The following is a 21,657-nucleotide window of genomic DNA, read 5'->3' as shown; positions in this document are numbered from 1 at the left end:
GTACCCGTGGCCAGGGCGTCGAGTGTCCAGGAACTCGGTCGAGATGTCCGGTTCTGGGCCGGGTTTCTGGACACTCGGCGCCCGGGCGCCGCGGGGGAGCGTGCGGATGCGGGCGCGAGGCCGCGGTCGCTCGGGGCTCACCCGGGCGGGTGAGGCGGGGGTGTTCACCCGGTGCGGGGACGGGGTCGCGCGCCGAAACGCTCACGCAGCCGCTGCCGCCGCCGATCCTCACCTCAGACGGGGCCCACGTAGGAGGCAGCAGTGGAGGACATGGACGAGATCGTCCGCGAGTTCCTGGTCGAGAGCCATGAGAACCTCGACCAGCTCGACCAGGACCTGGTGGCCCTGGAGAGCGAACCAGGATCGCGCTCGCTGATCGCGAGCGTGTTCCGGACGATCCACACGATCAAGGGGACCAGCGGGTTCCTCGCGTTCTCCCGCCTGGAGCGGGTGGCCCACGCGGGCGAGAACCTGCTGGTGGAGCTGCGCGACGGCCGGCGGTCCATGGACCACGCGACCACCGACGTGCTGCTGCGGCTCGTGGACACGATCCGCGAGATCCTGCGGGCCATCGAGGTGGACGCGACCGAGGGCGCGGTGGAGATCGACGCGGTGATCGCGGCGATCGAGGCCATCCAGGCCATCGACCCGGACGCCGCGCCGGCGGCCGAGGCCACCCCGGAGCCCGCCGCACCCGCGGCCGTCGCGCCGCTGGCGGCCGACGTGCCGACCCCGCGCGCCCCGGAGCCCGCGGCCCCGGTCGCCGCCGAGCCCGCCGCTGCGCCCGTCGCCGCGGCACCGGCACCGGCTCCGGCACCGGCGCCCGCACCCGCGCCGGCCGCGCCCGCCGCGGCCGCAGCGGCGCCGGCACCCGCGCCCGACGAGCTCGGCACCCTGCGCGGTGGCGCCGCCGACGCGTCGATCCGCGTGGACGTCGAGCTGCTCGACGCCCTCATGCGGCAGGTCGGCGAGCTGGTCCTCGCCCGCAACCAGATCAGCCGGCTGGCCGGCGGCACCGAGGACGTCGACCTCGCCCGCTCCGCGCAGCGTCTCAACCTGATCGCCGGCGAGCTGCAGGAGGGGGTCATGAAGACCCGCATGCAGCCCATCGAGCACCTGTGGTCCAAGATGCCGCGCATGGTCCGCGACATCGCGGCCGCCTGCCACCGCGAGGTGCAGCTGGAGCTCTCCGGCGGTGACACCGAGCTGGACCGCAGCCTGCTGGAGGCCGTGAAGGACCCGCTGACGCACCTGGTGCGCAACGCGGTCGACCACGGCATCGAGGCGGCCGAGGACCGCGTCGCGGCCGGCAAGGCCACCAAGGGCGTCCTGGCGCTGCGGGCGTACCACGCCAGCGGCCAGGTCGTGGTGGAGGTCGCCGACGACGGCCGCGGCATCGACCCCGAGAAGATCGGCGCCAAGGCGGTCCAGAAGGGGCTGCGCACGGCCGACCAGGTCACCACCATGGGCCAGGCCGAGCTGCTGCAGCTGCTGTTCCTGCCGGGCTTCTCGACGGCCGAGGCCGTCACCAACGTGTCCGGCCGCGGCGTCGGCATGGACGTCGTCCGGACCAAGATCGAGGCCATCGGCGGCGCCGTCGAGGTCGACTCGGTCGTCGGCCGCGGCACCACCTGGCGGCTGCGCATCCCGCTGACGCTGGCGATCATGCCCGCGCTGACCGTCGAGTCGGCGGGCGACCTGTACGCCATCCCGCAGGTGAACCTGCTGGAGCTCGTCGCGCTCGACTCGCAGCGCTCCGAGTCCGGCATCGAGCACATCCACGAGGCCCCGGTGTACCGCCTGCGCGGCGAGCTGCTGCCGCTGGTGTCGCTGTCCTCGGTGCTCGAGGTCGCCGCGGAGCGCCCGAGCAACGCGGTGATCGCGGTCGTGCAGTCCGACCAGCAGCGCTTCGGCCTGCTGGTGGACCGGGTCCTCAACACCGAGGAGATCGTGGTCAAGCCGCTGTCCGCCCGGCTGAAGGCCATCGGCGCGTACGCCGGTGCCACGGTCCTGGGCGACGGCCACGTCGCGCTGATCCTCGACGTGCAGGCGATCGCGCGCCGCGCCCTGGCCGGGGACCTCGACGTCGCCGCCCGGAACGCGCACGCCAACGCCGGCCACGCCGAGGCGCACGAGGTGCAGCAGGTGCTGGTCGTCGGTATCGGCGGCGGCCGCCAGGTCGCGATGCCGCTCGCGTCGGTCGCCCGCCTGGAGCACGTGCAGGCCGAGCAGGTCGAGTACGTCGGCGGCCGCGAGGTCGTGCAGTACCGCGGCACGATCTTGCCGCTGGCCCGCCTGGACCGGATCCTCGGCGCCTACGGGTCCGAGGACACCTCCGAGCTGCTGCTGGTGGTCTACAGCCGCGCCGGCCGCAGCGTCGGCCTGGTGGTCAAGGAGATCGTCGACATCGTCGACGACGACTCGGCCCGGCACTCCGACATCGAGGACGCCGGCCTGGTCGGCTCCACGGTGCTGGGGGAGAAGGTCACCGAGCTGCTGGACGTGCGCCGCGCGATCCTCGCCGCCGACGCGGCCTTCTACGACGAGCGGCCCGAGCACCGCTCCACGTACGACGACCTCCCGACGCAGGTCGGCGGGTCCGAGCTGGTGGGAGCCACCCGATGAGCCAGTACGTCACGTTCAGCCTCGGCGGCAGCCTGTACGGGGTCGACGTCACCCGGGTGCAGGAGGCGCTGCGCTCGCACGTCCGCACCCGCGTGCCGCTGGCCCCGCCCGGGGTCGCCGGCCTGGTCAACCTGCGCGGGCAGGTCGTGCTCACGGTCGACCTGCGCCCCCGCCTCGGCCTCGAGCCGCTCGGCGAGGACGCGGAGCCGATGATGGTCGTCGTGCAGGTCGCGGGCGAGCCCGTCAGCCTGCTGGTCGACGAGATCGGCGACGTCATGGAGGTCGGCCCGGAGACGTTCGAGGCGCCGCCGGAGACGCTGGACGCCGCGCTGCGCCCGCTGATCCTCGGGGCGCACAAGCTCGACGGCCGGCTGCTGCTGGTCCTCGACGTGGACCAGGCCACCGCGGCCTGACCTCGCACGCCCACGAACCCCGTCCGGCAGCAGCCGGGCGGGGTTCGTGACATGTCAGGGGTTCACCCGGCGCGCGTCTCATCCGGTGCGCCGGGTCACCGATCGAGGGGATGGCACCACCCGCACCCGGAAGGACCCCCCGATGAGCACGACCCGCACCACGACCACGGCCCGACCGCGTGGCGGGTGGTTCGCGGACCGGAGCATCCGCACGAAGGTGCTGCTCCTGCTGGTGCTCGTCGTGATCTCCGTGGTCGGCGCGAGCACCTCGGCCGTCACCCGGATGTCCCAGCTCGCGGCGAGCACGCGGACGGTGCAGCAGGTGAGCGCCGGCGTCAGCAGCCAGGTCGCGGTCGTCCAGCGGGACGTCGTCGAGGCGCAGCTGCTGGTCGCCCGGGCCGTCGCGGCGACGGACGACGCGGACCGGCGCGCGGTCGAGGACCGGGTCGCGGCGCTGGACGCCGAGATCGCGGCGGCCGCCGACGCGTTCGAGGCCGGCACCGCCGGGGTCGAGGTCCCCGGCTGGGCGGAGTTCCGCACGGCGTGGCCGCAGTGGCAGACCATCCGGGACGAGCAGCTGCTCGCCGGCGTCGCCGCCGACGACACCGCGGTCCTGGCCGCGGTGGACGCCGCGCTCACGGAGGTCGACGCCTCGGCGCTCGACTACGTCGCCGGCGTGGCGGACGCCGCCGAGGACCAGGTGGCGCGGAGCACGCGGTCGCTGCTGCTGGTCCAGGGCGTCGGCCTGGTCGTCGTGATCGCGGTCGGGCTGCTCACGGCGCGGGTGATCCGCCGGCAGGTCGCCGAGGTGCAGCGGTCGGTCGAGGCGATGGCCGAGGGCGACCTGACGGTGGCGCCGCGGCTGGACTCCGCCGACGAGATCGGCCAGATGGCGCGCGCCCTGACCCGTACCCAGGAGAGCCTGCGGGCCACGGTCGCGGGTGTGGCCGGCACGGCGCACACCGTCGCCGCGGCCGCGGAGCAGATGACCGCGGCCGCCTCCGAGGTGGTCGCGGGGTCGGACGACACCTCGGCCCGGGCCGGTGTGGTCGCGGCCGCCGCCGAGCAGGTGTCCCGCAACGTGCAGACCGTCGCGGCGGGGGCGGACGAGATGGGCGCCTCCATCCGGGAGATCGCGCAGAACGCGTCGCAGGCCGCCAAGGTCGCGAGCCAGGCCACCGACGTGGCGGCGGCGGCGAACGAGCAGGTGTCGCGGTTGGGCGAGTCGTCGCAGGAGATCGGCAACGTGGTCAAGGCGATCACGAGCATCGCGGAGCAGACCAACCTGCTGGCGCTGAACGCGACGATCGAGGCGGCCCGTGCCGGTGAGGCCGGCAAGGGCTTCGCGGTCGTGGCCGGTGAGGTCAAGGAGCTCGCCCAGGAGACGGCCAAGGCCACGGAGGACATCGTGCGCCGGGTCGAGGCGATCCAGGCCGACACCGGTGCCGCGGTGACCGCGATCGGGGAGATCAGCCACATCATCGCGAGCATCAACGACTACCAGCTGACGATCGCCAGCGCGGTGGAGGAGCAGACGGCCACGACCAACGAGATGTCCCGGTCCGTGGCCGAGGCCGCCACCGGGTCGGGCGAGATCGCGGGCACCATCACCGGCGTCGCAGCCGCGGCGGCCGGCAGCTCGCAGACCCTCGGCCAGATGGGCGACGCGATCGGCGAGCTGGCGCGGATGTCGGAGGACCTGCGCGGCCGGGTGGCGCGGTTCACCTACTGAGCGGGGCCGGCCACGATTCGTCAGGCGGCGGCCACGTCGGCCGATAGGGAGGGCGACACGGCGTCGGGTCCGGTCGCGCACGGATGTGCGGCCGTCGACGCCCCGTACGCACAGGAGCGACCATGTCCTACCCCGCCTCCACCCCCGCCGGCAGCGCCCCCGGTGCCCGACGGGGCCTGCGGCTGTCCATCGCCGGCAAGGTGCTCGGCCTGCTCGCGGCCGCGGGCCTGGTGGGCGTCGTCGTGGTGTCCGCCGCGGCGGGGAGCCTGAACCAGCTCAAGGACGACGTCGGCCGCAGCAGCGGCTACGTGGCGCAGCTCGGCCAGATCAGCGACCTGCAGCGTGCGCTGCAGGCCGGACGCGCGCGGATGGTGGAGTACCCGGCCGCCTCCGACGAGGTCCGCGCCGACCTGCGCACGCAGCTCGACGAGTACGTCGCCAAGATCACCGAGCAGCAGGCGGCCTACGACGACCTCGCGGTCAACGACCAGGCCTGGGCCGACTTCGACTCCGGCTGGAACGAGATGGTCCGGCTCGCGACCGACGAGCTGATGCCGATGGCCGACGACGGCGACATCGCCGGTGCCGCGGCGTTCTACCGGGAGCAGATCCTGCCGCAGACGACGATCGCCGCCGACGCGATCGCGCTCGAGAACGCGTCGGTCGCCGAGGTCGCGGACGCGACCACGGAGGCCGCCGAGTCCACCGTGAGCAGCACCCTGGTGACCGTGGTCGTCCTGCTGGTCGTCGGCCTGGCGATCGTGCTGGCCGTCGGCTTCGTCGTCGCCCGGCGGCTGGCCCGCAGCGCCGGCCAGGTGCGGCACGCGCTCGAGGCGATGGCCGAGGGCGACCTGACGGTGCGCGCCGACGTGCACAGCGCCGACGAGCTCGGCGACATGGCCCGCTCGCTGGCCTCGGCCCAGACCAGCCTGCGCGGCGTGGTCGCCGGGGTCGCGGAGACGGCCCAGACGGTCGCCGCGGCGGCCGAGGAGCTGTCGGCCGCCTCGACCGAGGTCGTGACGGGCTCGGACGAGACGTCGGCGCAGGCGGGTGTGGTCGCCGCGGCCGCGGAGCAGGTGTCGCGGAACGTGCAGACGGTCGCGGCCGGTGCCGAGCAGATGGGCGCCTCCATCCGGGAGATCGCGCAGAACGCCTCGCAGGCCGCCAAGGTCGCCACCCAGGCCACCGATGTGGCCGCGGCGACGAACGACCAGGTGACGCGCCTGGGCGAGTCGTCGCAGGAGATCGGCAACGTGGTCAAGGCGATCACGAGCATCGCGGAGCAGACCAACCTGCTGGCGCTGAACGCGACCATCGAGGCCGCGCGTGCCGGGGAGGCCGGCAAGGGCTTCGCGGTCGTGGCCGGTGAGGTCAAGGAGCTCGCCCAGGAGACCGCGAAGGCGACGGAGGACATCGTGCGCCGGGTCGAGGCGATCCAGGCCGACACCGGTGCCGCGGTGACCGCGATCGGGGAGATCAGCCACATCATCGCGAGCATCAACGACTACCAGCTGACCATCGCCAGCGCGGTGGAGGAGCAGACCGCCACCACCACGGAGATGTCCCGCTCGGTGGCCGAGGCCGCGACCGGTTCGGGCGAGATCGCCACCAACATCACCGGCGTCGCCTCGGCGGCGGCCGGCAGCTCGCAGACGCTCGGGCAGATGGGCGACTCGATCGGCGAGCTCGCGCGCCTCTCCGAGGACCTGCGCGGCCGGGTGTCCCGCTTCACGTACTGAGCAGCCACCACGGGCCGCGGCCCCCGACCCCACCGGTCGGGTGCCGCGGCCCGTGGTCGTTCACCCGCCTTCTCACCCGGATCCGCCGCTCACGCAGCCCCCGCGTCAGTCGATCGGATGCTCAGGGAAGCACCAGAACACCGAGAGAAGGACCCGCCATGAGCGCCACGACGACGAAGGCCCTGCCGCGCGTGCCGGCACTGGACCGCGTGCCCACGCCGCGAGGCCCCGGCGGGTCCGGTCCCGTCCGGCCCGCCCGCCCGGCGACCCCGGCGCGCGGCACCCGCCGCGGCACCGCCTGGTTCGCCAACCGTGCCGTCCGCACCAAGATCCTGCTGCTGCTGGCCCTCGTGGTCGCCGTGGTCGCGGGGACGGGCACGTTCGCCGCGCTCCGGATGAACGACCTGGCAGCCAGCACCGCGTCGGTGCAGGGCGTGAGCGCCGACGTGATCGCGCCGCTCGCCGTCGTGCACCAGGAGGAGATCAAGGCCCGGATGCTGATCGCCCAGTCCGGCGCGAGCGTCACGGACACCGAGGCGCAGCAGCAGGAGGACCTCGACGCCATCGCCGCGACCGACGCCGACCTGCAGGCCGCGGCCGACGCCTTCGAGGCCGGTCTGGGCGGGGTCGTCGTGCCGGGCTGGGAGGACTTCAAGGCCGCGTGGGCGCAGTGGCAGCAGATCCGCGACGAGCAGCTCGTCCCCGCGGCGTTCTCCAACGACGACGCGGAGTTCGCCCGGATCACCGAGAACGAGGGCCAGGCTGCCGTCGACACGATGGTCACCGCGCTGGAGGCCGCGGAGAAGTCGGCCGCCGACTACCTGAAGACGGTCGCGGACGGCGCCGCCGCCGAGGCTGCCTCGGGCACGCAGGTGCTCATCTGGGTCCTGGCAGCGGGCGTGCTGCTCGTCGGCGCGGTCGGCCTGCTGACCGCCGGCATCATTCGCCGCCAGGTCGCCGAGGTGCAGCGCGCGGTCGAGGCGATGGCCGACGGCGACCTCACGGTCACCCCGCAGGTCGACTCCACCGACGAGCTCGGCCAGATGGCCCGCTCGCTGACCCGAGCGCAGGAGAACCTGCGCGCGACGGTGTCGGGCGTCGTCGAGACCGCGCAGACGGTCGCCGCCGCGGCCGAGGAGCTGTCCGCCGCCTCCAGCCAGGTGGTCGCCGGCTCGGACGAGACGTCCGCGCAGGCCGGCGTCGTCGCCGCGGCCGCCGAGCAGGTGTCCCGCAACGTGCAGACGGTCGCGGCCGGCGCCGAGCAGATGGGCGCCAGCATCCGGGAGATCGCGCAGAACTCCTCGCAGGCCGCGAAGGTCGCCGGTCAGGCCACGGACGCCGCCGCGACGACCAACGAGCAGGTCGCCCGGCTCGGCGCGTCCAGCCAGGAGATCGGCAACGTCGTCAAGGTCATCACCAGCATCGCCGAGCAGACCAACCTGCTGGCGCTGAACGCCACCATCGAGGCCGCGCGTGCCGGGGAGGCCGGCAAGGGCTTCGCGGTCGTCGCCGGTGAGGTCAAGGAGCTGGCGCAGGAGACGGCCAAGGCGACCGAGGACATCGCCCGCCGGGTCGAGGCGATCCAGGGCGACACCACCGGCGCCGTCGCGGCGATCGGCGAGATCAGCCACATCATCGCCAGCATCAACGACTACCAGCTGACCATCGCCAGCGCGGTGGAGGAGCAGACCGCGACGACCAACGAGATGTCCCGGTCCGTCGCCGAGGCCGCCACCGGCTCCGGCGAGATCGCGGGCAACATCACCGGGGTCGCCGCGGCCGCCGCGGAGTCGAGCCAGACGCTCGGCCAGATGGGCGCCTCCATCGCCGAGCTGGCCCGGATGTCCGAGGACCTCCGCGCCCGGGTGGCGAACTTCCGCTACTGAGCCGTCCGCAGCACCACGACGAGGGCGCACCCGCGACGGGTGCGCCCTCGTCGCGTCCACGGTGCGCACGGGGATCGTCGTGCCTGCTGCACCTGCAGTGCCCACGGTGTCCCGCATGCGGGCGAGGTCTCGTCCCCGGACGACGTGGACACCGGGTACGCGGGGTACCCGGTGTCCACGTCGTCCCACGAGAACTCCTCCTCCTGCGCGAGCACCTCGTTCCGCACGGACACCCGGACGGCGGGGCGCGATTCCACCCGCCTCCGGCAGCCCGGATCGCTTCGTCCCGGACCCGCGCGGTCGATGAGAGGGGACGTAGGTCCCCCATGACGACAAGGACGAGGCAGATGAGCGTGCAGCACGAGGGCACCCCGCGACGGCTCTGGGCCGACCGCCCGGTGCTGGTGAAGATCCTCGCGGCGGTCGCCGTGATGGTGGCGATGACCGCGGTGGTCACGGCCGTCGCCGTGGGGTCGCTGCGCACGCTGCGCGCCGACGCCGCCGAGATGTACGCCGGCAACGTCACGCCGCTGCAGCAGCTCACCGAGATCCAGCGGGCGTTCCAGGGCGACCGGGCCCGGGTCATCCAGTACGGCATCGCCGACGACGAGACCCGCGCCGAGCTGGCGACCGAGCTGACGGAGCGTCAGGCCGACCTGACCGCGCAGATCGACGCGTACCGGCCGAACGCGGTGAACGACGCCGACGTCGCCGCGCTCGAGGCCGCGCTGTCCGACTACTACGCCGCGGCGGAGGGCGACCTGTTCCCGATGGCCGACGCCGGCGACGTCGAGGGCTTCGGCACCTACTTCAACGAGACCGTCCGCCCGCTGACCACCGCGGTCATGGACGCGATGCAGCTGGAGACCGCCTCGCAGGGCGAGCAGGCCGCCGCTCTCGCCGCCGAGACGGACGCGCTGGGCGCCCGCTCGGTGCTGATCACCGTGCTGGTCGCGGCGCTCGGCGCCCTCGCCGCCGCGGGCCTGGCGTACGTCGTCGCCCGCGGCATCGTGCAGCGGATCGGCCGCGTCTCCCGCAGCCTCGCCGCAGCCGGTGATGGTGACCTGACGGTGCCGTCCGGCGTCACCGGACGGGACGAGATCGGCCGGCTCGCCGTGGACCTGGAGCGCACGCAGGAGAGCCTGCGCGGCCTGGTGTCCGGCGTGGTCGAGACCGCCCAGACGGTGGCCGCTGCCGCGGAGGAGCTGTCCGCCGCCTCGACCCAGGTCGTGACGGGCTCGGACGAGACGTCGGCGCAGGCCGGTGTGGTCGCGGCGGCCGCGGAGCAGGTGTCGCGGAACGTGCAGACGGTCGCGGCCGGTGCCGAGCAGATGGGCGCCTCCATCCGGGAGATCGCGCAGAACGCCTCGCAGGCCGCCAAGGTCGCCACGCAGGCCACGGACGTGGCGGCGGCGACGAACGACCAGGTGACGCGCCTGGGCGAGTCGTCGCAGGAGATCGGCAACGTGGTCAAGGCGATCACGAGCATCGCCGAGCAGACCAACCTGCTGGCGCTGAACGCGACCATCGAGGCCGCGCGCGCCGGTGAGGCCGGCAAGGGCTTCGCGGTCGTGGCCGGTGAGGTCAAGGAGCTGGCGCAGGAGACCGCGAAGGCGACCGAGGACATCGTGCGCCGGGTCGAGGCGATCCAGGCGGACACCGGTGCCGCGGTGACGGCGATCGGCGAGATCTCGCACATCATCGCGAGCATCAACGACTACCAGCTGACGATCGCCAGCGCGGTGGAGGAGCAGACCGCGACCACCACGGAGATGTCCCGCTCGGTGGCCGAGGCCGCCACGGGCTCGGGCGAGATCGCCACCAACATCACCGGCGTCGCGTCCGCCACGGCGTCCTCGTCGCAGACCCTCGGCCAGATGGGCGACTCCATCGGCGAGCTGGCCCGGATGTCGGAGGACCTGCGCGGCCGGGTGTCCCGCTTCACCTACTGAGCGCGGCACGCAGCACCTCGACCCACCCCACGGACCGCCCGGGAGCTCCTCCCGCGGCGGTCCGTGGCTTTTCCACCCGCTGTTCACCTGCACGAGCGCTCACATCCACCTCGGCGCGGACGATCCAGGTGGCACGGCACGACAGGGAGCGTCGCGCCGGTGCGGACGAGGGAGTCGAGATGAGGCACGGGAAGCGTCACCGCCCGGGGAATGCGGTTGCCGCAGTCCTCGCGGTCGTGGCGGTCGGAGCACTGGCGGGCTGCGGCTCGGCGGCACAGGCGTCGCAGGACGCGGGCGGCGCCGGCGCCGCGAGCGAGACGGGTGACCGTCCGCTGGTCGGGGTGGCCATGCCCACCACGACGTCCGAGCGCTGGATCGGCGACGGCGAGAACGTCGAGGCCCAGCTGCAGGCGCTCGGGTACGACGTCGCGCTGGAGTACGCCGAGAACGACGTGCCGACCCAGGTCGCCCAGCTCGAGACGATGATCGCCGACGGCGCCGACGCGCTGGTGATCGGGTCCATCGACGGCGTGGCGCTCAAGGGCGTGCTCGCCGAGGCGGCCGCGGCCGACATCCCGGTGATCGCGTACGACCGGCTGATCAACGAGTCGCCGGACGTCGACTACTACGCGACCTTCGACAACGCCCGCGTCGGCCTGCAGCAGGCCACGCAGCTGCTGCAGGGCCTCGGCGTCGTGGACGCGGCCGGCGAGCCCACCGGGAAGACCGGCCCCTTCAACGTGGAGCTGTTCGCCGGCTCGACCGACGACAACAACGCCACCGTGTTCTACCAGGGCGCGATGCAGGTGCTGCAGCCGTACCTCGACTCCGGGGTGCTGGTCGTCCCGTCGGGGGAGACGGACTTCGAGACGATCGCCATCGACGCCTGGGACCCGAAGAACGCGTCGGCCCGGATGGCCACCCTGCTGCCGGCGTACGCCGACCGGCGCCTCGACGGCGTGCTGTCGCCGTACGACGGCATCTCGATCGCGATCATCGACGCCGCCAAGGGCGCCGGCTACGGCTCGGCAGCCCTGCCGCTGCCGGTCGTGACCGGTCAGGACGCCGAGCTCGCCTCGGCCAAGTCGATCGGCGCCGGCGAGCAGTACGGGACCGTCTACAAGGACACCCGCCAGCTGGCGGAGGTCGCCGTCTCCATGGTCCGCGCGCTGCTGGACGGCGCCGAGCCGGAGACCAACGACCTCACGTCGTACGACAACGGCGTCAAGGTCGTCCCGTCCTACCTGCTGACCCCGATGGTGGTCGACGGCGAGAACTACCGCCAGGTCCTCGTGGACGGCGGCTACTACACCGCGGAGGAGCTGGGCTGATGGCCACCACGACGAAGCGACGCGCGTCCTGGTTCTGGGACCGCCCCGTCGCCCTGAAGATCGCCGTGTCCCTGCTGGTGCTCGGCGGCACGTTCGCGCTGGTCGGCGGGGTGGGCGCGGTCGCGCTGTACCGCGCCGGCCAGAACCTGGAGGAGATGTCCGGCCTGACCGGCGACCTCCAGTCGGCGATGTCGGAGCTGCGCACCGCGCAGACCCGCAGCCACCTGCTGGTGCACCGCGCCGCCGAGGCGCCCGACGACGCCGTCCGCACCCAGCTGCTGGTGTCGTCGGACTGGAACGACCGGGACGTCGCCGCGCAGATCGCGCGCATCGAGGCCTACCCGCAGTCCGACACCCGGCAGTGGGCGGACTTCGTCACCCGCTGGGACGCCTGGGTCGCCTACCGCGACACCACCGTGCTGCCGCTGGTCGACGCGGGCGACGTCGACGGCCTGGCCGTCGCGCTGGCCGCCGACGCCGCCGCCGACCCCGACTGGGCCGGCCGCGCGCTCGCGCTGGCGCAGGGCCAGGTCGACGCGCAGGTGGACCAGATCCTGGCCGACAGCCGCGCCGAGGTGGACCGCACGATCCTCGCGCTGCTCGCCGCGTTCGTGGTCGGCGCCGCGCTGTCCGGGCTGCTCGCGGTCCTGGTCATCCGCCGGATCACCCGCGCCGTGCAGAGCGTGCAGCTCTCGCTCGAGGCGATGGCCGAGGGCGACCTGACCGTCGGCGCCGAGGTGCCGTGGCACGACGAGACCGGCCGGATGGCGGACGCGCTGGCCCAGGCGCAGGGGTCGCTGCGCAGCACCCTGGCCGGCGTGGTCACCGCGGCGGGATCGGTGGAGACCACCGCCGCCACCCTGACCGCGTCCAACGGCGACGTCGTCGCCGGCTCCCAGGAGACGTCCGCCCAGGCGGGGGTCGCCGCGGCCGCCGCGGAGCAGGTGTCCCGCAACGTGCAGGCGGTCGCCGCCGGCGCCGAGCAGATGGGCGCCTCCATCCGGGAGATCGCGCAGAACGCGTCGCAGGCGGCCAAGGTCGCCAGCCAGGCCACCGACGTCGCCGCCGCCACCAACGAGCAGGTCACCAAGCTCGGGGTCTCGTCGCAGGAGATCGGCAACGTCGTCAAGGTCATCACGAGCATCGCCGAGCAGACCAACCTGCTGGCGCTGAACGCGACGATCGAGGCGGCGCGCGCCGGCGAGGCGGGCAAGGGCTTCGCGGTCGTCGCCGGCGAGGTCAAGGAGCTGGCCCAGGAGACCGCGCGCGCGACGGAGGACATCGCGCGCCGCGTCGAGGCGATCCAGACCGACACCAGCGCCGCCGTGATCGCGATCGGGGAGATCAGCCACATCATCGCGAGCATCAACGACTACCAGCTGACCATCGCCAGCGCGGTGGAGGAGCAGACCGCCACCACCAACGAGATGTCCCGGTCCGTGGCCGAGGCCGCCACCGGGTCGGGTGAGATCGCGCACAACATCACCGGCGTCGCCGGTGCCGCGGCGCGCTCCGCCAGCGTGCTGGACGGGGTCTCGCACCAGGTCGAGGACCTCGCGACGCTGTCCGCCGACCTGCACGAGCGGGTCGCGCGTTTCACCTACTGACGCACCGCCCCCGCGGGGTCCGGACACTCAGGAACCGGCCGCACCGACCGATCAGAACCACGAACCCGGCCGGTGCGGCCGGTGGCGTACGTAAGGGGAATCTCGTGACCAGGATCCGCGTGCTGGTGGTCGACGACTCGGTCGTCATCCGCCGGCTGGTGACGGACTCGCTCTCGCGCGACCCCGACATCGAGGTCGTGGGCTTCGCCTCCAACGGGCGCATCGCGCTCGCGAAGGTCGACCAGCTCGCTCCCGACCTCGTCACCATGGACATCGAGATGCCGGAGATGAACGGCATCGAGGCGGTGCGCGCGCTGCGCCGCAACCGGCACACCATGCCGATCATCATGTTCTCCACGCTCACCGAGCGCGGGGCGTCGGCAACGCTGGACGCCCTCGTCGCCGGCGCGACCGACTACGTGACCAAGCCGGCCAACGTCGGCAGCGTCCAGGAGTCCCTGGACCGGGTCGCGAGCGAGATCATCCCGAAGATCAAGGCGCTGGTGCCGCGCCGCGCGGGCTCCGGTCCCGCGGCCCCGGCCGCCCCGGTCCCGGGACGCCCGGCGGCCGCGACGGCCCAGACGGCCGGCGCGGCGCCGGCCCGCCCGGTCGGCACGCCGCTGCACGGCCACGGCCGCAGCCCGGTCGTCACCCGCCCGGCGCCCGCGCCGCACCCCGTCAGCGCGGTCGTGCTCGGCTCGTCGACCGGCGGCCCGGAGGCGCTGTCCAAGGTGCTCGGCGCCCTGTCCGCGCCGCCGTCGGTGCCGGTCCTCGTCGTGCAGCACATGCCGCCGGTGTTCACCCGGCAGCTCGCGGCGCGGCTGGACCGGCTCGGCCCGGCCACCGTGGTCGAGGCGGCCGACGGCGACGTGCTGCAGCCCGGCACCGTGTACATCGCGGCCGGCGACCACCACCTGGAGCTCAGCCGGTCCGCCGGCCAGCTCCGCACCCGGCTCACCGACGGCCCGCCGGTGAACTTCTGCCGCCCCGCGGTGGACGTGCTGTTCCGGTCCGCGGTCCGCGAGCTCGGCGGGCAGCTGCTCGCCGTGGTCCTGACCGGCATGGGCGCCGACGGCCGCACCGGGTGCGAGGACGTCGTCGCCGCCGGCGGCACCGTCGTCGTGCAGGACGAGCCCACGTCCGTCGTGTGGGGCATGCCCGGCGCGGTCGCCGCGGCGGGCCTCGCCCACCGCATCCTGCCTCTCGGGGAAGTAGCCCCCACTCTCGAGTCCGTCCTGGCCCGTGCCGGACGTCCGTCAGCAGCCCCGATCGGAGGTCGGCCGTGAGCCTGACCCATGACACCTTCGCGTTCGTCGCCGACGTCGTGCGGCGCCGCAGCGCGATCCAGCTGGAGGCCGGCAAGGAGTACCTCGTCGAGAGCCGCCTCCTGCCCCTCGCCCGCGACGCCGGCCACCCCGGCGTCGACGCCTACGTCCGGGCGGTGCGCGCCGCCCAGCGCGAGCAGGACCTGGCGCAGATCGTCGACGCGCTCACCACCAACGAGACGTCGTGGTTCCGGGACAACACCCCGTTCAGCGCGCTGCGGACGCACATCGTCCCCGCCCTGCGCGCCGAGCGACCGGTCCTGGACACCCTCCGGATCTGGTCGGCCGCCTGCTCCACCGGGCAGGAGCCGTACTCGCTCGCGATGACGCTCACCGACGTCCTCGGCGTCGGCGCGCGGTTCGCCATCACCGCGACCGACCTGTCCGACCGGGTGCTCGCCCAGGCCCGGTCCGGCCGGTACTCGCAGCTCGAGATCAACCGCGGCCTGCCCGCGCCGATGATGGTGCGCTACTTCCAGCGCAACGGGCACGAGTGGCAGGTCGCCGACGAGCTGCGACGCACGATCACGTTCCAGAAGCACAACCTGCTGGACTCCCCGCCCGCGGGGCCGTTCGACGTCGTGTTCCTGCGCAACGTGCTCATCTACTTCGACCTCGAGACCAAGCGCTCGATCCTGTCCCGGGTGCACCGCGTGCTCCGGCCGGGCGGGTTCCTGGTGCTCGGGGCCGCGGAGACCACCATCGGCGTCGACGGCGACTGGGAGCGCGTGCCCGTCGAGCGGGGGTCGGTCTACCGGCCCGTGCACGGCGGCACCATCCCCAGCCCGCGGCAGGCGCCCGGAGCCGTGACGGCACCCGCCTTCGCAGCACCCGCAGCACCCAGCTTCACCCGGCCGGCCCCGACGCGCCCGGCCACGACCCTTCCCACGGGGCTGCCGCGCCCCACCCGGCCCGCCGGTCCGGCGTTCGAACAAGGAGTGACGCGATGAGAGCACTGGTCATCGACGACTCGCGGACGATGCGTCGCATCGTCGCGGGTGCGCTGGAGAACCTGGGCTTCAGCACCGTCCAGGCCGGCGACGGTCAGCAGGCCCTGGACCTGCTCGAGCAGGGCGAGGAGGTCGACCTCGCCTGCATCGACTGGAACATGCCGGTGATGGACGGCCTGACCTTCGTGACGAAGGTCCGCGCCAACCCGCAGTGGCGCAACATCACGCTGATGATGGTCACCACGGAGAGCGAGCACGGCCAGATCGTGCGCGCGCTCGCGGCCGGCGCCCACGAGTACCTGATCAAGCCGTTCACCACTGACGCCATCCGCGACAAGCTCGACCTGCTCGGGCTCGTCCCTGCCGAGGAGACCGTATGACCGCCGCCGCCGTCGAGCAGGACCAGGTGTACGCCATCGCCGAGGAGGTGTTCGCCGCGATGATCGACGGCGAGCCCGGCTACCTGCGCCCCTGGGAGGGCGAGGTCCCGGCTCCCGCCGAGCCGCTGGTCGCCTGGGTGGACGTGCACGGCGAGCTCGCCGGCCGCGCCGCCGTCAGCACCGACGTCCCGACCGCGCACGAGCTCACCCGGGCCCTGCTCGGGATGGGTGCCGACGAGCCCGTCGGCCCCGAGGACCTCACCGACGCGTTCGGCGAGGTCGCCAACGTGGTCGGCGGCAACGTCAAGGCGCTCCTGCCGTCGCAGGGCACGCTGACGCTGCCGCAGGTCGCGACCGCCCTGCCCGAGGTCACCGGGACCTCGCTCACGCACGAGCTGCGCCTGGACTGGCGCGGCCGCGCGATCGTCGTCGTGGTCTGGCTGTTCCAGTGAGCCGCGCCGGCAGCACCCCCGTTCCCCCCGCGGCCACCGTCGCGGGACCCGCCACCGAAGGGAAGTGACGAGCATGATCCGCGTGCTCATCGCCGACGACAGCCGGGTGATGCGGCAGATCGTGATCCGCACGCTGCGCCAGGCCGGCTACGACTGGGAGGTCCGCGAGGCCGCCGACGGCGCCGAGGCGCTGGAGGCGATCCGCGCCGACGAGCCCGACGTCGTCCTGTCCGACTGGAACATGCCGAACATGACCGGCATCGAGCTGCTCCGCGCCCTGCGCGCCGAGGGCCTCGGCACCCCGTTCGGCTTCGTGACCTCGGAGGGCTCCGAGGAGATGCGCACCCAGGCCGACGAGGCCGGCGCGCTGTTCCTGATCGCGAAGCCGTTCACCGCCGACACGTTCCGCGAGGCGATCGACCCGGTGCTCGCATGAGCGAGCAGACGCCCCTGCCCTCCGCCAAGGAGGTCCGCGAGCACTGGGAGGGCCTGATCGGCCGGGACGTCGACGTGGTCACCGGCGGCCCGATGGTCGACCCCGTGCTGAACGGCGGCGCCCTGGTCGGCGTCTACGTCGACAAGCTGCTCAAGCTGTCGGCGCTGGTGCTGTTCGACCTGCCGCTGGCGGCGCACCTCGGTGCGTCGATCGCGCTGGTCCCCGCCGCGACGTCCCGGCTCGCCGCCGAGGAGGAGCAGCTGCCGCCGGCGCTCGCCGAGAACGCGGGGGAGATCCTCAACGTCACCGCCGCGCTGTTCAACGTCGGCGACGCCCCGCACCTCAAGCTCGACCAGTGGTACGCCCCGCGCGAGCCGCTGCCCGCCGACGTCGCGCAGTGGGTCCTGGCCTACGTGCGCCGGCTCGACCTGGAGGTCGAGGTCTCCGGCTACGGCAAGGGGACCGCGTCGGTGCTGGTCATCTGAGCGCCCCCGCCACGACGGCCCGGCACCCCTCGCGGGGTGCCGGGCCGTCGCGCGTTTCGGCCCAGTAAACGTTGGCGGACGGCGGCGACCGGCGGGTCACCCGTCTGCCAGAATCCACCCCATGTCCACCACCTCCACGGGGGCGTCCGCGCCGGCGCCCGCGGCACCGAAGAACGCCGTCGACCGGTTCTTCAAGATCTCGGAGCGCGGCTCCAGCATCGGCACGGAGATCCGCGGCGGTCTCGTCACCTTCTTCACGATGAGCTACATCATCGTGCTGAACCCGCTGATCCTCGGCACCGTGCAGGACGGCACCGGCGCGTTCCTCGGCGGCGGCAGCGAGCCGAACATCCCGATGATCGCCGCCACCACCGCGCTGGTCGCCGGCGTGGTGTCGATCCTCATGGGCCTGGTCGCGAACTTCCCGCTGGCGCTCGCCGCCGGGCTCGGCCTGAACGCCGTCGTCGCGTACTCGATCGCGTCGCTGCCGGACATGACCTGGGCCGACGCCATGGGCATCGTGGTGCTCGAGGGCCTCATCATCCTGGTGCTGGTGCTGACCGGGTTCCGGGAGGCCGTGTTCAAGGCGGTCCCCGTCGAGCTCAAGACCGCGATCAGCGTCGGCATCGGCCTGTTCATCGCGTTCATCGGCCTGTTCGACGCCGGGTTCGTGCGGATCCCGTTCAGCCAGGCCACGCCGGTCGAGCTCGGCATCGGCGGCTCGCTCGGCTCGTGGCCGCTGCTGATCTTCGTCGTCGGGCTGTTCCTGGCGATCATCCTGATGGCGCGCAAGGTGCACGGCGCGATCCTCATCGCCATCGTCACGTCCACCGTGCTCGCGCTGGTCGTGGAGGCCGTGTTCAAGATCGGCGCCCAGAGCGAGGACAACGCCGGCGGCTGGTCGCTCGCCGTGCCCGCCGTGCCGGACTCCGTCGTCGCCGCGCCCGACTTCTCGCTGCTCGGCCAGTTCTCCCTGTTCGGCTCGATCGAGAAGATCGGCCTGGTCGCGGTCGTCCTGCTGGTGTTCTCGGTGCTGATCGCCGACTTCTTCGACACGATGGGCACGATGGTCGCGGTCGGCGGCGAGGCCGGCCTGCTCGACGGGGAGGGCAACCCGCCCCGCACCAAGCAGATCCTGATCGTCGACTCCCTGGCCGCCGCCGCGGGCGGTGCCGCGTCGGTGTCGTCGAACACGTCGTACGTCGAGTCCGCCGCGGGCGTCGGCGACGGCGCGCGCACCGGCCTGGCCTCGGTCACCACCGGCGTCGCGTTCCTGCTCGCGACCTTCCTGTCCCCGCTCGTCGCCATGGTGCCGTTCGAGGCCGCCACCCCGGCGCTCGTGGTCGTCGGCTTCCTCATGGTCATGCAGGTGTCCGGCATCGACTGGAAGAACTTCGAGGTCGCCGTCCCCGCGTTCCTGACGATCGTCCTGATGCCGTTCTCGTACTCGATCACGGTCGGCATCGGCGCGGGCGTCATCTCGTACATCGTCATCAAGCTCGCGCTCGGCAAGGTCCGCCAGGTGCACCCGCTCATGTGGGTGGCCGGCGTGCTGTTCGTCGTCTACTTCCTCATCGGGCCGATCAAGGACCTGCTGAACGTCTGAGCCGGCCCACCGCCGCCCGACGGCACCCACCCGGTCACCCGACCGGGTGGGTGCCGTCGTTTCCGGTAGGTTCACCAGGTCACGTGCGTCCCCAGGAGGAGCAACATGCAGGTCTCGGTCATCGGGTGCGGCTACCTGGGCGCGGTGCACGCCGCGAGCATGGCCAAGCTCGGCCACACCGTCGTCGGCATCGACGTGGACGCCGCCAAGATCGAGCTGCTCGCCTCGGGCACGGCGCCGTTCTACGAGCCCGGGCTGCCCGAGCTGCTCGCCGAGACCCAGGCCACCGGCCGGCTCTCCTTCACCACCGACATGGCGGTCGCCGCCGGGTCCCGCGTGCACTTCCTGTGCGTCGGCACCCCGCAGAAGCACGGCGAGTTCCGCGCCGACCTGACCTACGTCGACAGCGCCTTCGAGGCGCTGCTGCCGCACGTGCGGCCCGGCGACCTCGTCGTCGGCAAGTCGACCGTCCCCGTGGGTACCGCCGAGGCGCTCGCGGAGCGGCTGCAGGGCACCGGCGCCACGCTGGTCTGGAACCCCGAGTTCCTCCGTGAGGGCTTCGCGGTCGAGGACACGCTGCACCCCGACCGCCTGGTCTACGGCCTGCCCACCGACGAGGACGGCGAGCCCACCGCCGAGGGCGTCGCCGCCCGCGCGCTCCTCGACGAGGTGTACGCCGCGCCGCTGGCCGACGGCACCCCGCTGGTCGTGACCGACTTCGCGACCGCCCAGCTGGTCAAGGTCGCCGCCAACTCGTTCCTCGCCACCAAGATCTCGTTCATCAACGCGATGGCCGAGCTCGCGGAGGCCACCGGCGCCGACGTCACCCGGCTCGCCGACGCCATCGGCTACGACGACCGCATCGGCCGCAAGTTCCTCAACGCCGGCCTCGGGTTCGGCGGCGGCTGCCTGCCCAAGGACATCCGCGCGTTCATGGCCCGCGCGGGCGAGCTCGGCGTGGACCAGGCGCTGTCCTTCCTGCGCGAGGTCGACGCGATCAACATGCGCCGCCGCGTCCGCATGGTCGACCTGGCCCGCGAGGTCTGCGACGGCTCGATCGTCGGCCGCCGGATCGCCGTGCTCGGCGCCGCGTTCAAGCCCGACTCCGACGACGTCCGCGACTCGCCGGCCCTCTCCGTCGCGGCGCAGATGCAGCTGCAGGGCGCGCACGTGGTGGTCACCGACCCGCAGGCGGTGGCGAACGCGCGCGCGGCGTTCCCGGGCCTCGCGTTCGCGGACACCGTCGAGGAGGCCGTCGCCGGCGCCGACGTGGTGCTGCTGGCCACCGAGTGGCGCGAGTACCGCGCCCTCGACCCCGAGAAGCTCGGCGCGCTGGTCGGGCACCGCCGCATGCTCGACGGCCGCAACGTCCTGGACCCGAAGCGCTGGCGCGCCGCCGGCTGGACCTACCGCGCCCTCGGCCGCCCCTGACCCGCTGCCGCCGCGGGTGACCGCGCGTCCGCCGCGGGTGACCGCGCGTCCGCCGCGCCTGAGCCGCTGACGCCGCCGCGCCACGCCGTGGCGACGCCGAGGTGACAGATCTGGCCTGTGCGGCGCGTGCCGCGCACAGGTCGAACCTGTCATCTCGGCGGAGTCACGGCCGAAGCGGCGAGCGCCCGGCGCACCCAGGTGACCGGTCGGTCCGGGTGGTGCAGGACGTCGTCGGCGGTGCACGTGACCACACGCCAGCCGATCGCCTCGAGCTCCTGGCGACGGGTGATGTCCCTCCGCCAGGTCGTGCGGTCCGTGCGGTGGACGTCTCCGTCGTACTCGATGGCGACGCGCTGCTCCGGGTAGGAGAGGTCGGGCATGGCGACCACGGTGCCGTCGGGCCCGCGGACCACCTGGTTGACGACGGGGCAGGGGAGGCCCGCCTCGACGAGCACCCACCGAAGCCGGGTCTCCATGCACGAGTCCGTCCCGGCCCGTGTCCGCACGAGTGCGTCGCGCAGCAACCGGATGCCCCGCGTGCCCGGAGGCAGCGCCGCGACGGCACCGTCCAGCTGATCGAGCCGGCACACCGCCGCACGCCGCCGCAGGAGGGCGTCGGCGGCCACGACCAGCTCACGGGGCGGCACGCTCCCCGCGAGCTGGATCCACGCCTGCTCGGGCAGGAGCACGCGGACCTCGCCGGGCAGCGTGAAGACCGGCACGTCGCGGACGGACCGGCGGTGGCCGATCAGGTTCGCCCGGCGCGGCCAGGAGGTGCCCGGTCCGACCTGGACGTGCAGCCCGGTGCGCGAGTCGACGCCGAAGGGCAGGTCGACCCCCAGGAGGGCGAGCGCGGTGACGTGGCAGAACACCGCGTCAGCGGGCAGGACCGGCACCAGCTCGGCGCACCGGGCGCGGAGGTCCGTCGCGGCCGGGCCGGGTGCTGCGCTCCGGACGCCGCGCGTCGGCACCCGCAGGCCGGCCCGGCGCAGGGCGCGCGGGTCGAGCCCGAGCGCGCTCGCCGCCCCGACGGTGAACGGGCCGCGCCGGAGCGCGGCGGGCAGGGGACGGTCGACGCGGGGCATCGGTCCAGGCTGCCGCGGTCGACGGCGTCCAGGCCCGCCGCGGCGGCTGACCCTGTGGACGAGGCAGGCGGCGCGACCCTGTGGACGACCCGCCGTCCCGTTCCCGCCCCGAGCCCTCTTCTGCCGAGCGGCCGCTCCCACGCCGCCACTCCGCCGACATGACACTTCAGGCCTGGGCGGGGGCCCTCCGGCACAGGCGCGAAGTGTCATCTCGGCGCGGGA

Annotated in this window: 17 protein-coding genes; 16 read left to right on the top strand and 1 reads right to left on the bottom strand. The window is 73.6% G+C overall.

What is annotated here, in order from left to right; all coding sequences use genetic code 11:
- Positions 1–270 precede the first annotated feature (270 nt).
- The 16 genes from AC1050_RS08740 to AC1050_RS08665 all read left to right on the top strand — a co-directional run bounded on the left by AC1050_RS08740 (position 271) and on the right by AC1050_RS08665 (position 20,350).
- Positions 271–2,625 carry a chemotaxis protein CheA gene (locus AC1050_RS08740; RefSeq protein ID WP_482387262.1) on the top strand — a complete coding sequence of 785 codons (2,355 nt, stop codon included), beginning with the start codon at positions 271–273 and terminating at the stop codon, positions 2,623–2,625.
- The gene (locus AC1050_RS08735; RefSeq protein ID WP_154728810.1) at positions 2,622–3,038 is read left to right on the top strand and encodes a chemotaxis protein CheW; all 417 of its coding nucleotides are present in this window, start codon (positions 2,622–2,624) and stop codon (positions 3,036–3,038) included. Before AC1050_RS08740 ends, AC1050_RS08735 begins: the two co-directional genes overlap by 4 nt.
- A 142-nt stretch (positions 3,039–3,180) precedes the next feature.
- Entirely contained in the window at positions 3,181–4,770 is a 1,590-nt protein-coding gene (locus tag AC1050_RS08730; protein ID WP_482386963.1) for a methyl-accepting chemotaxis protein, read from the top strand.
- A 122-nt stretch (positions 4,771–4,892) separates the two neighbouring features.
- Positions 4,893–6,509 (top strand): methyl-accepting chemotaxis protein, encoded by a 1,617-nt coding sequence (locus AC1050_RS08725; protein WP_482386962.1) that lies wholly within the window; start codon positions 4,893–4,895, stop codon positions 6,507–6,509.
- Between the two features lie 158 nt (positions 6,510–6,667).
- Positions 6,668–8,395, top strand: coding sequence for a methyl-accepting chemotaxis protein (locus tag AC1050_RS08720; protein WP_482386961.1), 1,728 nt, complete (start codon positions 6,668–6,670; stop codon positions 8,393–8,395).
- 347 nt (positions 8,396–8,742) lie between these two features.
- Positions 8,743–10,347, top strand: a complete 1,605-nt coding sequence (locus AC1050_RS08715; protein WP_482386960.1) for a methyl-accepting chemotaxis protein — start codon at positions 8,743–8,745, stop codon at positions 10,345–10,347.
- A 179-nt stretch (positions 10,348–10,526) separates the two neighbouring features.
- On the top strand, positions 10,527–11,678 hold the full coding sequence (gene chvE / locus AC1050_RS08710; RefSeq protein WP_482386959.1) for a multiple monosaccharide ABC transporter substrate-binding protein: 1,152 nt from the start codon (positions 10,527–10,529) through the stop codon (positions 11,676–11,678).
- Positions 11,678–13,285: a methyl-accepting chemotaxis protein gene (locus tag AC1050_RS08705; protein ID WP_482386958.1), complete on the top strand. Its 1,608-nt coding sequence runs from the start codon at positions 11,678–11,680 to the stop codon at positions 13,283–13,285. Before chvE ends, AC1050_RS08705 begins: the two co-directional genes overlap by 1 nt.
- A 104-nt stretch (positions 13,286–13,389) precedes the next feature.
- Positions 13,390–14,571: a protein-glutamate methylesterase/protein-glutamine glutaminase gene (locus tag AC1050_RS08700; RefSeq protein WP_482386957.1), complete on the top strand. Its 1,182-nt coding sequence runs from the start codon at positions 13,390–13,392 to the stop codon at positions 14,569–14,571.
- Positions 14,568–15,560 (top strand): CheR family methyltransferase, encoded by a 993-nt coding sequence (locus AC1050_RS08695; protein ID WP_482386956.1) that lies wholly within the window; start codon positions 14,568–14,570, stop codon positions 15,558–15,560. Before AC1050_RS08700 ends, AC1050_RS08695 begins: the two co-directional genes overlap by 4 nt.
- Positions 15,557–15,940, top strand: coding sequence for a response regulator (locus tag AC1050_RS08690; RefSeq protein WP_482386955.1), 384 nt, complete (start codon positions 15,557–15,559; stop codon positions 15,938–15,940). The genes AC1050_RS08695 and AC1050_RS08690 overlap by 4 nt, the downstream gene beginning before the upstream one ends.
- Positions 15,937–16,392, top strand: a complete 456-nt coding sequence (locus AC1050_RS08685; RefSeq protein WP_482386954.1) for a chemotaxis protein CheX — start codon at positions 15,937–15,939, stop codon at positions 16,390–16,392. Before AC1050_RS08690 ends, AC1050_RS08685 begins: the two co-directional genes overlap by 4 nt.
- A gap of 73 nt (positions 16,393–16,465) precedes the next feature.
- Positions 16,466–16,828: a response regulator gene (locus tag AC1050_RS08680; protein WP_482387261.1), complete on the top strand. Its 363-nt coding sequence runs from the start codon at positions 16,466–16,468 to the stop codon at positions 16,826–16,828.
- Positions 16,825–17,313: a hypothetical protein gene (locus tag AC1050_RS08675; protein ID WP_482386953.1), complete on the top strand. Its 489-nt coding sequence runs from the start codon at positions 16,825–16,827 to the stop codon at positions 17,311–17,313. The genes AC1050_RS08680 and AC1050_RS08675 overlap by 4 nt, the downstream gene beginning before the upstream one ends.
- A gap of 121 nt (positions 17,314–17,434) precedes the next feature.
- Complete coding sequence (locus tag AC1050_RS08670; protein ID WP_482386952.1) at positions 17,435–18,919, top strand: NCS2 family permease; 1,485 nt, start codon at positions 17,435–17,437, stop codon at positions 18,917–18,919.
- Between the two features lie 105 nt (positions 18,920–19,024).
- Entirely contained in the window at positions 19,025–20,350 is a 1,326-nt protein-coding gene (locus tag AC1050_RS08665) for a UDP-glucose dehydrogenase family protein (RefSeq protein ID WP_482386951.1), read from the top strand.
- Positions 20,351–20,499: 149 nt separating this feature from the next.
- On the opposite strand, the gene AC1050_RS08660 is transcribed toward AC1050_RS08665, so the two are convergent.
- The gene (locus tag AC1050_RS08660) at positions 20,500–21,435 is read right to left on the bottom strand and encodes an endonuclease domain-containing protein (protein WP_482386950.1); all 936 of its coding nucleotides are present in this window, start codon (positions 21,433–21,435) and stop codon (positions 20,500–20,502) included.
- Between the last annotated feature and the right edge of the window lie 222 nt (positions 21,436–21,657).

It is taken from the genome of Cellulomonas sp. NEAU-ZC6, from assembly GCF_056844425.1.
Note: the sequence above shows the minus strand (reverse complement) of the source record. Positions and strands in the feature narration are given on the sequence as shown.